The organism is Paenibacillus sp. IHB B 3084, assembly GCF_001447315.1.
GTDB lineage: Bacteria > Bacillota > Bacilli > Paenibacillales > Paenibacillaceae > Paenibacillus.
The window spans coordinates 684462-697380 of sequence record NZ_CP013203.1; the positions used below are offsets into that span (position 1 = coordinate 684462).

Annotated in this window: 11 protein-coding genes; 6 read left to right on the top strand and 5 right to left on the bottom strand. The window is 52.0% G+C overall.

Annotated elements, in window-relative coordinates:
- Positions 1 to 137: 137 nt before the first annotated feature.
- A complete protein-coding gene (locus tag ASL14_RS03210) occupies positions 138 to 635 on the bottom strand; it encodes a phosphatidylglycerophosphatase A family protein (protein ID WP_025685042.1) in 498 nt (165 codons plus the stop codon).
- Between the two features lie 128 nt (positions 636 to 763).
- Positions 764 to 4441 carry a DNA polymerase III subunit alpha gene (locus ASL14_RS03215; protein WP_134910429.1) on the bottom strand — a complete coding sequence of 1226 codons (3678 nt, stop codon included), beginning with the start codon at positions 4439 to 4441 and terminating at the stop codon, positions 764 to 766.
- Between the two features lie 137 nt (positions 4442 to 4578).
- Here ASL14_RS03215 and ASL14_RS03220 point away from each other — a divergent pair, with 137 nt between their 5' ends.
- Positions 4579 to 4908, top strand: a complete 330-nt coding sequence (locus ASL14_RS03220; protein WP_134910430.1) for a YtrH family sporulation protein — start codon at positions 4579 to 4581, stop codon at positions 4906 to 4908.
- Positions 4909 to 4920: 12 nt separating this feature from the next.
- The gene (locus ASL14_RS03225) at positions 4921 to 5418 is read left to right on the top strand and encodes a sporulation membrane protein YtrI (RefSeq protein WP_134910431.1); all 498 of its coding nucleotides are present in this window, start codon (positions 4921 to 4923) and stop codon (positions 5416 to 5418) included.
- 41 nt (positions 5419 to 5459) lie between these two features.
- Here ASL14_RS03225 and ASL14_RS03230 read toward each other — a convergent pair whose 3' ends face one another.
- The 3 genes from ASL14_RS03230 to ASL14_RS03240 all read right to left on the bottom strand — a co-directional run bounded on the left by ASL14_RS03230 (position 5460) and on the right by ASL14_RS03240 (position 7695).
- On the bottom strand, positions 5460 to 6794 hold the full coding sequence (locus ASL14_RS03230) for a DRTGG domain-containing protein (RefSeq protein WP_134914360.1): 1335 nt from the start codon (positions 6792 to 6794) through the stop codon (positions 5460 to 5462).
- A 199-nt stretch (positions 6795 to 6993) separates the two neighbouring features.
- On the bottom strand, positions 6994 to 7278 hold the full coding sequence (locus ASL14_RS03235) for a hypothetical protein (RefSeq protein WP_134910432.1): 285 nt from the start codon (positions 7276 to 7278) through the stop codon (positions 6994 to 6996).
- A 72-nt stretch (positions 7279 to 7350) separates the two neighbouring features.
- Positions 7351 to 7695 carry a YlbF/YmcA family competence regulator gene (locus tag ASL14_RS03240; protein ID WP_025685398.1) on the bottom strand — a complete coding sequence of 115 codons (345 nt, stop codon included), beginning with the start codon at positions 7693 to 7695 and terminating at the stop codon, positions 7351 to 7353.
- Positions 7696 to 7858: 163 nt separating this feature from the next.
- Here ASL14_RS03240 and ASL14_RS03245 point away from each other — a divergent pair, with 163 nt between their 5' ends.
- The 4 genes from ASL14_RS03245 to ASL14_RS03260 are packed head-to-tail and all read left to right on the top strand — an operon-like array spanning position 7859 to position 12917.
- A complete protein-coding gene (locus tag ASL14_RS03245; protein WP_134910433.1) occupies positions 7859 to 9229 on the top strand; it encodes a YheC/YheD family endospore coat-associated protein in 1371 nt (456 codons plus the stop codon).
- Positions 9230 to 9273: 44 nt separating this feature from the next.
- Positions 9274 to 10428, top strand: coding sequence for a YheC/YheD family endospore coat-associated protein (locus ASL14_RS03250; RefSeq protein ID WP_134910434.1), 1155 nt, complete (start codon positions 9274 to 9276; stop codon positions 10426 to 10428).
- Positions 10429 to 10440: 12 nt separating this feature from the next.
- The gene (locus ASL14_RS03255) at positions 10441 to 11811 is read left to right on the top strand and encodes a YheC/YheD family endospore coat-associated protein (protein ID WP_134910435.1); all 1371 of its coding nucleotides are present in this window, start codon (positions 10441 to 10443) and stop codon (positions 11809 to 11811) included.
- Entirely contained in the window at positions 11808 to 12917 is a 1110-nt protein-coding gene (locus tag ASL14_RS03260; protein ID WP_134910436.1) for a YheC/YheD family endospore coat-associated protein, read from the top strand. The genes ASL14_RS03255 and ASL14_RS03260 overlap by 4 nt, the downstream gene beginning before the upstream one ends.
- Positions 12918 to 12919 lie beyond the last annotated feature (2 nt).

Consider the following 12919-nt stretch of genomic DNA (forward strand, 5'->3'; position numbering starts at 1 on the left):
CTAAGCCTCAAGTTTTGAGCCCATATAATAGACTCATGATAACATACCTTACTTTTTTCCCGCAACAAAAGCCCTCCTGCTCGGTCAAGATCGGTCAGAGGGCCCAGAAAATCATTGACTCTGTTTGAACAAGTAAATCAAGTGTCCAATGACGAAGGGTATTGCTTGGCATGCAGGCTGCGATGAGCAATGCGCGAAGAAGCGGCAGCAGCCAGCCCGGCGACCAGATCGTCCAGAAATACATGAATACCGCTGCCTTTATGGTTTAGCTGTTCAATGATTCCCGTCTTTTCTTTATCCAGATAACCAAAGCTGGTCAAGCCAATCATACCATAGACGCTCGTAATCCCGAGGGCCAGTGTCTCGTCCACCCCGTACAGGGGCTCATCTGCCTCCATAATGGCTTGCAGCGGCTGGGGAAGAAGTTTTTTTTCGGCCAGTTCATCCAGCGCAATCCCCGTGAATAGCGTATATTGCACTTCTCGCTTCTGCAAAACTGCCTTTACGCTGTCTACACATTCTTCAATGGTCAACTGGGGGTAATATTTTAGCTGAAGCTGAAAAACAATGTCCGCTATGGACTCAATACTAATGCCTCTGCGAATTAACAAGGATTCTGTGTATTCATAGGACATGATTTCCCTCCCGCCTTCACCATACAGTTCTGTCTTCCACCTTGCGGAACCTCATGATGCTGGATAAGTGCTGGTATTCCTGTTCCGCCAGTGTTCCAAGTGTATGCGGGAGGGGAGGAAAATGTTCATTATTTGACTTTCACTGTGCCTGCCCCCAGCATCGACTCCATCCGGTCAAAAAGCTGAGGCGAAGGCTTGATGCTGTAAGCATCACTCAACGCCAGCAAACGCTGGCTGCTCTCATAAAAAAGTACGGTAGGCAATGCACCGGGATGTTCCTGTAGCAGCGCCTTGAGGCTGACCAGCAAGCTGGCGTCCTCCTCGGCCTGGCGGGTGATTTTGACAAACACCCGCTGACGGGCAGTCGGCTCCGAACTACGCGGAGCCGAGGCTTGTTCGCCGGGAGCCGCTTCCGTGGCGTGCGGCGTAGTGCCCGTGGCCGGGCGAGCCGTCGAAACGGGCGGGACCGTTTGCGGCGTAGTCGGCTGCGCAGACGCCCCGGCTGCCGACGGCCTCGACGGCACACGTGGCGTTCCCCCGCCGGGGCCGCCAGTGGCAGAGCCAGCCGCGGCGGACGAACGCGCTCCGGCACGCCGGCGCTGGAGAAGCCGCGCCAGCGAATCCTCCGCCAGTGGCGCGGCCTCGTCCGCAAGGAGCTTGAAATGCTCGTCCTGGTGCTGCATTTTGGCACGAAGCGCAAGCAACGCTCCCTTTTCAATCCACTGGTGGCTTCGCTTCCACACTTCGGGAAACAACACAACCTCACAGCGCTCAATCTGATCCTCCAGCTCGATAAAGGCCATAGCCTTGCCCTGCTTGGTCGTAATCGTCTTGAGCGACACAACCATACCTGCGGTTACGACAACCGCTTCATCCGGCACATCGCCCAATTCCATCAGTCGCTCCGCATCGCTGCTTTCCAGTAACGGCTCAAAATCATCCAGCGGATGCCCGGACAGATACAGTCCCAACAACTCACGTTCCAGCTCTAACTGCTGACCTGCACTGAATTTTGGTACTTCGGGATATTCGATATCCCAGTTAGGCATTTCCACAAAACCAAACATATCAATTTGCAAATCGTCACGTTCCTTGCGCCATTTGACCGCTGCATCCACCGTTTCATCCAGCATGGCAAGCAACTGCGCCCGATGACCCGGCAACGAGTCAAAAGCCCCTGCCTGAATGAGCGATTCGATCACCCGCTTATTGCACACCCGCAAATCCACACGGCGACAAAAATCGAGCAAGCTGTCAAAAGGACGCTCCTTGCGAACGGCGAGAATACTTTCCATCGCCTGCGTGCCGACATTTTTAATCGCGGCCAGTCCGAAGCGGATATTACCTTCCTGCAACGGGGTAAACAGCACCCCGCTTTCGTTCACATCAGGTGGCAGAACTGCCATATCCATACGACGGCATTCGACGACATATTCCGCCACTTTCCGGTGGCTACCCATCACCGCTGTCAGCATGGAAGCCATAAACTGCACCGGATAATGGGCTTTGAGATACGCCGTCTGGAACGCCAGCACACCATAAGCAGCCGCATGTGCACGTGGAAATCCATAGTCCGCAAAACGGACGATCATATCGTAGACTTTTCCGGCTTCCTCTTCCGTGTAACCCTGCTTGACACTGCCCTCCACAAAATGACCTCGCTCAAGATCCAGCACTTCGCGCTTTTTCTTGGACACGGCGCGACGCAGCAGATCGGCTTCTCCCAGGGAAAAGCCCGCCATGCGCGAAGCAATCTGCATGATTTGCTCCTGATACACGATAATGCCGTACGTATCCTTCAAGATGGGCTCCAGATCAGGATGCGGATAATGAACCTCAATCTCCCCGTGCTTGGCCTGAATAAAGTTAGGAATGAAGCCCATTGGACCCGGACGATACAAGGCCAATACAGAAATAATATCCTCGAACACACTTGGCTTTAGATCCTTGAGCACACGGCGTACCCCCGCCGACTCCAACTGGAACACACCGCCTGTGTCGCCTTTGCCCAGCATGTCATAGGTATGTGGGTCATTATCAGGAATGCGGCTAAAATCAGGCGTTTCCCCATGTTCTTCGGTAATCCAACGCATACAGCGTTCAATAATAGAAAGGGTGCGCAGCCCAAGAAAATCCATTTTCAGCAAACCGATCCGCTCCAGATTTTCCATCGAGTATTGCGTCAGGGGAACCCCTTCACTCCCCTCTTGAAGCGGAACTGCATCGGTCAGCGGAGTCCGCGAAATAACGACACCCGCCGCATGGGTTGAGGCATGACGCGGCATGCCTTCTACTTTAATTGCCATATCCAGCAGCTCGCGCGTCTTGGGCTTGGTTTCATACAGTGTCTTCAGCTCCGGGGTGATCTCAAGCGCATGACGGATATTAATCCCGAGCTGCGCCGGAATCAGCTTGGCCGCCTTGTCCACTTCGCCATACGGTACATTCAACGCACGCCCAACGTCACGCACTGCGGCTCTTGCCGCCAGCGTTCCGAAGGTAATAATCTGCGCTACATGCTCGTTACCGTACTTCTGCACCACATAGTCGATAACCTCATCCCGTCGTTCATCGCTGAAATCAATATCTATATCCGGCATGCTAATCCGTTCAGGATTCAGAAACCGTTCAAACAGCAGGTTATATTTCATCGGATCCACATTCGTGATGTTAAGCACATAGGCAACCAGACTGCCCGCCGAGGAACCCCGTCCCGGGCCGGTAGCAATATTATGCTTATGAGCGAAAGCGATAAAATCCCACACGATCAGAAAATAATCACTGAATCCCATGCTGTCAATCGTGTTCAGCTCATAACTGAGCCGCTGCTCCAGCCTTTCTCGTTGCTCCGGTTGTTCCCACGCCAGATCACTCCCATAACGACGCTCCAGCCCTTGCACACACAAACTGCTCAGATAGGACGAAGGAGTCATGCCTTCCGGCAGCGGACGATATTCAGGCAAAATGGATTGCCCAAATTCCAGCTCCAATTCGCATTTTTCAGCAATACGCACTGTATTGTCGATGGCTTCCGCCACATGGGGGAACAAACGAGTCATCTCCTCCTGGCTTTTCAGGTACAACTGACGGGTCGGTATGCGCAAGCGCTCCTCGTCGTCGACCGTCTTGCCAGTTCCAATGCAGATCAGAACGTCTTGTACATCTGCATCCGGCTCGGTCAGGTAATGCACGTCATTCGTCGCTACCAGCTGAATATCCAGCTCCTTCGCTAACGCGATCAACAGAGGATTTACGCGCTTTTGCTCCGACAGACCGTGATCCTGAAGCTCCAGATAAAAATCATCGCCAAAAATGTTGCGGTAGCGTTCCGCTGCCCGCCTTGCCTCGGCTTCCCGACCATGCAGCAAATGCTGCGGAACTTCACCGCCCAAACATGCGCTCAAGCATATGATGCCTTCATGATGGGCAGCCAGCGCTTCCATGTCGATTCGCGGCTTGTAGTGAAAGCCCTCCAAATGGCCGATAGAGCACAGCTTCATCAGATTTTGATAGCCTGTTTTATTTTTGGCGAGCAAAATTAAATGATATATGGGCTGGTCCTTCCGGCTGCCCCGCTCCTTGCGCGAGCCTGCCGTCATATAGGCCTCACACCCGATAATCGGCTTAATGCCGTTCTCCACACACGCTCTATAAAAAGGAATGGCACCATACATAACCCCGTGATCCGTAAGGGCCAGTGCCTTCATTCCATAAGCTGATGCCTGTTTGACCAACTCCGCGGTACGAGCCGCGCCGTCCAGCAGGCTGTACTCGCTATGAACATGCAAATGCACAAATGAACTCATGCGCTTCTCTTCCTTTCACCGCTTGTTTTTCTTCAAACTATTTTATCATATCCACGTTGGTAGCGCCCATACAATAAAAGTACAGACCCGGGCGGACAAGCGCGGTCCTGATTCTTACACCTAAGGAGGAAAAGAGCATGAGCACTTTTATATCCAAAGCGATTCTCGACTTCTTCATTGCCTTCGGCATCGTGCTCGGGGGAGCCATGCTCGGCGGAATGGGCGCTGTGGTATCGCTTCAGCCACCTACCCAGACGATGCTGGAGGTTGCCGGAAGAATTAAAATATGGGCGCTTGCCGCCGCTGTGGGGGGAACGATGGACCCGATCCGGGTCATTGAGAGCAATATGCTGGATGGTAATTTGTCACCTGCCATTAAGCAGATATTATATTTGATTTTCGCCTTTTTAGGCGCTCATATGGGTGCAGAGCTGGTCAAATGGGTGTGCGGCAACGCACGGCCATGAGGTGAAAAGACCATGAGAGTGCCCCCCTTTGAGCGCCTGCGCCCTTTTATGCAATTATCCTCCGTGTTCGTGCTGGGCATGATTACCGGAGCGATTGTCTACAATGCCATCTGGCACGCTAGCTTCAATGAGCTGTGGATGAACAATCAGGACCTTCAATTCCAGCTCCAGCAAGCGCAGGAGGACAATAGAACACTGCGCAAATACAGCAAGCGTCAGACTGTTGTCAAGGAAATCAAATTAATCGCCGAAGAAACTTCTGCCGAAAAGATTGACTCTATTAATCTAAAGGAGCTTCTTCGCCGCGTCAGCCGGGATTTGGAGGTACTGCGAGGCCGGGACATGTTCGAGATTGATTCCGACAGCAAGCTGGTACGCATGTTGCTTCACCAAAAAAAATACACCGTTCGTGACAAGGAGTATACAATCCAGGTCAAAACGATGCTTGTAATGGAAGGTGTACTGCAAATTTGGCTGGAGGCAAAAGAAAGACTTCCAGAAAGTCATTAAACTGTTCTATTCTGACTCCACTTACCACACACGAATTGACACTAGCCGTGTTCAATGGAATGAAGTGTCATCACCGCTTTGCACACCAATTGATTTTCCCGTGTAATTGCAATTTCCAGCTTGCAGGTGCGGCGGCTCGTTTCCAGCAACAACGGACGAAGGACTATGGCATCCTCAATCTGTACCGGTCGGATAAAATAGGTCGTTAAATTGTCCAGCACATAGTCCTTCCCGCTCATGTCTCTGGCCGCCCGATAGCCCGCTTGTGTCATCACGTTCACCAGCACGCCTTCCGAGATGGTCCCCAGATTGGTCGCCATCTGAGGAATGACGAAGCCACGAAAAAATAATGATCCGTCCTCATCACGCTCCTCGGCAAATCCGTTCCAGATCAGCTGGTCGAACGTCTCGCCAAGCTGAGGCTGCTTTTGGGCGTTGCGCAGTGCATCCAGTACCTCCCGCCGTGTAACGGAACCCAGCAGCTTGCGGTTGCGGTCCACGACCGGTAAATAATCCACACCTTCCCACGCCATCATCTGCGCAGCCGAAGCGAGCGAGGTCTGGTAGGTCACGGTTACCGGATTGCGGATCAGACATTTGTCCATCGTATGCTCGGGTTGCAGTCCCTCCACATCCTTGCGGCTGACGATGCCGATCAGACGGTTCCATTCATCCACCACCGCAAAATGGTGGTTTCCAGTCGTCACCGAAAGCTCTTCAAATTCGATAAGAGTACTGTTGATTTTCAAGGTCTGCGTCTTCGGTTTGCCTGCCGCGATGTCTTCAATCAGCATAATTTTCTTTTTGATCAAGCGGTCGAAAATCGCTCTGTTAATCATGGAGGCCACCGTAAAGGTATCGTGACGCGAGGAAATGATCGGCAAACTGATCTGGTCCGCCAGTTGCTTGACCTCCCGACTCGTCCCGAAACCGCCTGTAATCAGCACACCAGCTCCCTGCTCCAGCGCAAGGGAGTGCGCATCCTCACGGTTACCGACGATCAGCAGGCTGCCTGCATCGATGTATCGGGCCATAGCCTCTTCACGCATCGCTCCGATGACATACTTGTGCAAGGGCTTTTCCAGCCCCTCGCTTCCCCCTAGCACATGTCCCTCTACGATATTCACAACATCCGCAAAGGTTAGCTGCTCGGACAACCCGCGCGGACGCTTTTCCACCCGCACCGTCCCGATCCGTTCCTTGGTAATGACGATCCCCAGGTTCTCCGCTTCCTTCACGGCCCGGTAGGCTGTTCCTTCGCTGACGCTCATTTCTTTAGCCAACCTGCGCACAGAAATTTTGGAGCCTATTTTCAACTGCTCGATATGACGCAATAGCTGCTCATGCTTCGTAACTGTTTCATCTAGCCCGTCCAACTCTGTTACACCCCCAACGTTCAATCTGTATCATTCTGTATCTATTATAGCACAAAACCCTGTCTTTTTAGACCCTCGTGAATCACTGAATTTCAGGCCAGAAATAGCAAAAAGCGATCTCCTTTTTACAGGGACCGCTTTTTAACTATCACGGACAGACAGGATCCTAGCATGCTCATGGCAAGCCGGGAGGAAACCTTTACAGCGTACCGCCTTTATCAGCTTCTTTATCCCATTTCATCTGCCACTGCTGCATTTTGGCCCGCCGCACTCGCTCCAGCGTTTTCCGCTTCTCCTCATCCACGCCAAGCAAAAAGTGCAGATTCGCTCCGATGACAAGCAGCGCAAACAGTACCCAGACGATACCGAAGCCGTTGACCCAGTTCAATCCGCCCGTAAGCGAGATGCGCGGCAGCGCAGTAAGCACCATAGCCAGCGCAATCAGTGTGTACAAACCGTGTTTCCATTTTTTAAAAGTACCCAATGTTATCCCTTCCTCTCCCTGTGACTCTATGTATCTAGTCTATGAGAGGGCAGGAAGGAATATGAGACAAACTTACAGAGACGAGCCGTATAAATGCTGAAGGCTGTCTGCGATAATTTTGTTAACGTCCTCGATGATCACACTCAGGCGGCGTTCGGCGTCGAACAGACGGCGGATATTCAGGTTCAGGCTAAGTACCTCGAACAGCTTTTCCATTTTTTCCATCTCTTCCTGTGCCGGCATATCACCGCTCATCATCCGCTGCTGTACTTCCATTTGGCGCTCACGGAAATCGTCGAGCATTTTCTTGGCTTCCGGGTCGGTTTCAATCAGCTTCATCGCTGACGTAATTTCCTCCACCTCTTTGCTTTCCTTCAACGCTTTCGCCAAATCATGGGCTTTATCATAGATATTCATATTCGTTATTTCCTCCAATTCAAATAATAGTGCAAACATTTCACATTGTCCGTCAATCACCAAGGTATATATGTCCTCATATGATGAATCAGTGCTATTACAGCCCCTTCACGTTTCCCGTTACTTTTAAGACATCAAGTTGCTGCCGGGAAGGAGATCCACGATGTCCATCAAAAAAACAACGATTCAAATCATCGGATCGGGCATCTTGCAGGATGACGTACTCATGGTCGGCGAGTCCTTGCTTCGCAAATGGAAAATATCCGCAGGCCACCCTGTACAGCTCGCCTTCGGTTCGTTCCGCCAGCAGGTTACCGTTATATCGGTACCCCGTTACAGAGGCCTGCGTGTGGGAAGCGTGCTGGCCCGCAAAATGGGACTTCATGCCAATTGTGAGCTGCGAGTAACCTACAGCCGAGGACGCCGGACACTTCGAGTGGGCCCACTTATTAGCGTGCTGGTCAGTCGGGACTATCCCGAACAGCCCGACAAGCCTTTCGGGTCGATCACCCTGTTCTGCCGTGAACTGATCGGGGAATGCCGCAGACAAGGAGCATATGTGTATTTTTTCACCCCGGAGCATATTGGAAATCAGCCCGGACGCGTTCAGGGATGGGTCTATGACGGAGGCTGGAAAAAGACAGTCATGCCCGCCGGGGACGTCGTCAATAACCGGCTCACCTCTCGTAAACTCGAGAACAGAACTAGCGTACAGCATTTTATGAAAGAAGTAAAATCACAGTACGGAACGGCCATTTTTAATGAAAAGTTTCTCGATAAAAATGAAGTGTTCGACGCGCTTAAATCCAATTCATCCCTGCGCAAGTATTTACCCGAGTCCCATTTGTTACAAACCTTTGCGGTCTTCAAAAAAATGTGCCACCAGTACCCCACCGTTTTTCTCAAGCCTGTGCGGGGAAGTCTGGGCAAAGGCATTATGCGCATTACGAAGCAAGCCGATGGCACCTTTTGCGTACTGTCCACCACCGCAGGCACACCACGAAAGCAAATGTATCCGAACATCGAAAAGCTGTACAAAGGCTTGGCAGGAAAAATGAAAACGACGCGCTTCCAGCTCCAACAGGGCCTTACCCTGATTGATCACGGCAAGCGTCCGGTTGACTTCCGTGCGCTTGTGCAGAAAAACGCCTCTGGCGCATGGACCGTGACCTCCATCGTCGCCCGGATTGCCGGGGGCAGCCATTTTGTGTCCAATCTGGCGCGAGGTGGCACGCTGAGCACGGTCAAGGAGGCACTGGCCAAAACCACGCTGCCTGCCTTAGTCAAATCGAACGGACAGACTCATCTGAAAACAGCTGCGCTCGAAATTGCAAACGGCGTTGAGAAGGCGATTCCAGCCCATTTCGCGGAATTTGGCATTGATCTGGCGATTGACAGCACGGGGCATATCTGGTTGCTGGAGGTCAACTCCAAACCTTCGAAAAATGACAATACGCCGTTAAATGATCAGAAAACCCGACCGTCTGTGAAGAAAATGATTGAATACTGCTGTTATTCAGCCGGATTCAAATAAATCCGTCTCTTACGGAATCCGGCTGCCAAAGGAGGCTGTTATCGGTGTCTCTTGTCGTACCAGACACGCTGGGCGTGCTCGTCAGCCGGAATCAGGCGGCGATTCCCCCGATTACCGAAGCGGAGTTTTGCCGCAGGCTAAGTCTGTTGGGCAGGCGCTCCGGACTTAATGTAATGGCGTTTACCGTCGAAGGAATTTCGCCCGAAGATCACTCCATACGAGGTTATACCTATCGCGATGGAGTATGGACATCCGGTCGATTCCCCTTGCCGGATATTGTGTATAATCGCTGTTTCCACGCCCACGGTAGCCAGAGCGCCGGGCACGCACTGGAGCATATAGCAGAGCAGGAATCACGCAAGCTCATCTACTGGTCGCGTAACTTGCCCGGCAAATGGCAGGTATATCGTGCGCTGCACGCAATAGATGAAGTGCGTCCCTTTGTGCCGCCTACGGCGCCTTACCGGGACACGGCTCAGCTTGTGGAATGGCTGCATCGCCATTCGGCGCTATTTATGAAGCCCCAGGCCGGATCGCACGGCAAGGGCACGTTGTATCTACGACTATCGGACGGAGACACCGCACTGCTCGTGCAGGGCAGAGACTCCCGAAACCGTCCGTTCCGGCGCCAGTTTTCCGAGCTAAATGCTGGATTATCATGGGTCGACGGGATTGCACGCAGACGATCCTATATCGTGCAGCCTTATTTGAAATTAACGAGCCAAAGCGGTCATCCCTTTGATGTCCGCGCGCTCATGCAAAAGGACGGCAACGGCTGCTGGCGACTGACGGGCTTTGCCGTGAGAGAAGGCAGGAAAGGAACCCTGACTTCCAATCTGCACGGAGGGGGTGAAGCCCATCCGGCAGAGTCTTACCTTTGTGAACAATATGGCGCGGACAGCACGCGTCTCATCATCGGGCAGATGATGTCGCTGTCCCTAACCATTACCGGGGCGCTGGAGGAACGATACGGCCGCCTTGGCGAGCTGGGAATTGATTACGGTATTGAGCGGAGTGGGAACATCTGGCTATTGGAGGTTAATTCCCGGCCGGGTCGGGCCTCTTTCTTTCAGACCTGTCAGCCAGAGTGCGCTTACCGGTCAGTCAACCGCCCGCTCGAATATGCCCGGTATTTAATGACTCATTCGAAACCGGCGGGGTCAAAGGGCGCGGGCGCCTCCCTTGAACATACGGTATAGGAGGATAAACAGATGAGTTTAACGCATTGCAATGTGCATTTCTCACAGCAGCCCGACAAGGTGGCGTATATATCCACTTCCTTGTTGAAAAGCCTTAAATTATCCGGAGCCAAGTCCATTCGTCTGCGGCTCGGCAAGGATCAGATTCCCGCGACGATTAAACCGATCCAGAAGGCAGGACGTCATCTATACCTGACCTCGGGCTTGCGTAATGCGATCCGTGTTCCCAAAAGCGGGTCCATCTATTTACGAAATCAGGATGGGGATGTGCAGCTCGGGCCGCTGATCGGCGTGCTGTCTGACGGCAATACCTCCACTACCCGCCCTTTTAGTTCACGTACAGGTTTTATTAAGCAACTGCTGAAAGAAGGCAGCAATAAATCTTATATTTTCGCCTTCACCCCTCGGGATATCAACTGGCAAAATGATACAATTAACGGCTATTTTCTTTCCTCGAGTGGGGGTTTCACACGTAAAACCGTACCCCTGCCGGACGTGATTTATAATCGGCTGCCGAGCCGCCGCTCTGATTTTTCCCCGGCGATCAATCAGTTGCGCGAGCGCTTTTCCCGCAAACGAATTCCCTTCTTCAACTGGAGCTTCTTCAACAAATCGGATATCTATCATCTACTGGAAAATAACTCGGAGGTTAACCGTTATGTCCCCGAATCGTATATGAACCCCAGCTCAGAGCGTATCCGGGGCATGCTGGACCGTCACCAATTTGCTTATTACAAGCCGAGCGGGGGCAGTCTCGGTAAAGGAATTTTCCGTCTCTCCCATGTTCCGAAGCAAGGTTATTATGTGAGGTACCGAAAGAAAAAAAGCAATGTATTGCTACGCTTCACCTCTTTTAACTCCATGCTTCGTATGCTTCAATCCAATCAGGGCCAGTCGTTGAAGGGCTACGTCATTCAGCAGGGCATTCAACTGATTGAGATTGACAATTGCCCAATTGATTTCCGGTTTCATATGCACAAGAACGGCAATAACCAGTGGGTTGTCGTCGGAATTGGAGCCAAAAAGGCTGGACGCGGCAGTGTTACAACTCATATTAAAAATGGCGGTTCCCTTATGACACCGGAGCAGGCGCTGAATCGGGTATTCGGAGACCGGGCAGGCGAGGTACTTCAGCATGCCAAGAACGTCGCAGTTACGCTCGCAGAAGCTATCGAGCACCATCATCATCATCTGCTGGGTGAAATCGGGTTTGATCTGGGCATTGACCAACAAGAAAAGGTGTGGATGTTCGAAGCCAACTCTAAGCCGGGGCGATCTATTTTTCAGCATCCATCGTTGCGTGCGGAGGGTAAAGCATCCGTGGAGCATATTTTGGACCACTGTCTTTACCTCAGTAAATTCCGCAGAAAAGAGGAACTATGAATACCCGGGCGGAGCATAAACCAGTCGTTGCTGTATTGACCGTGCACGATCAAGGACAATTTTTCAAGGGCAATCAGCGCAATTTCAGGGATATTCTTGAAACAGGGACACGAATGGGCTACCAGGTGTACATCGTTACTGTCAAGGATCTGCAGCTGGCATCCGAAACGGTCAAGGGCTATATTTTCAACAAAAGCTCAGAGACGTGGGAGGAACGGGACTTTCCACAACCACAGGTCATCTATAATCGCATTCCTAACCGCAGCTTTGAACTGAAAACCTCTGTGCGTACCAAACTGGATGAAATTTCGCATGCCTCAGGTGTTGAACTGTACAATCCGGGTTTTTTTAACAAATGGGAGCTGTTCAAATGGCTGCGCGCCTCGGAATCCACCCGTCATCTCGTTCCGGCGACCAAACGGTTAGGCAACTTGTCTTCTCTGGGGAAAATGCTGTCCGCCTATCCATACCTGTATCTCAAGCCTGAGAACGGCAAAGCTGGAAAAGGGATTATGATTCTCAAATACCGGCCGGACCATCTAATGGCCTACAGGCTGACGATCCAGCATGACAAAAAAAGCGTAACCTACAGGTCGGTATCATTGTCCCGACTGTGGGGGCGCATCCGCCGGGAAGCGGGTGCGTCACCTTATATCATCCAGCAGGGTATCGAGCTGGTAACCTATCAGAAAAAGCCGTTCGACCTGCGGATCCTGGTGCAAAAAAACGCCCGTGGCTCATGGAGCATTACCGGAGTTGGTGCCAGATTGGCAGGCAAAGGAAGTATTACGACACATGTCCCGCGCGGCGGAAGTGTGGAGGACCCGTTTAAGCTGCTGTCTGCGTTGTTTGGGCCTGAAAGCAGCACGGTCCTGCTGAACAAGATCAAAAGTACGGCCATTCAGATCGCACGCCAAATTGAACGCGGCTCCGGCCTTTCTCATGGGGAAATGTCTATGGATTTGGGGGTGGATACGCTCGGTGTTCCCTGGTTTTTTGAAGCCAACGCCAAACCCATGAAATTCGACGAGCCGGAAATTCGTCAAAAATCGCTGAGACGCATATTCCAGTACAGCTCCTATTTGGCCGGACGAATGAAATTATGAGT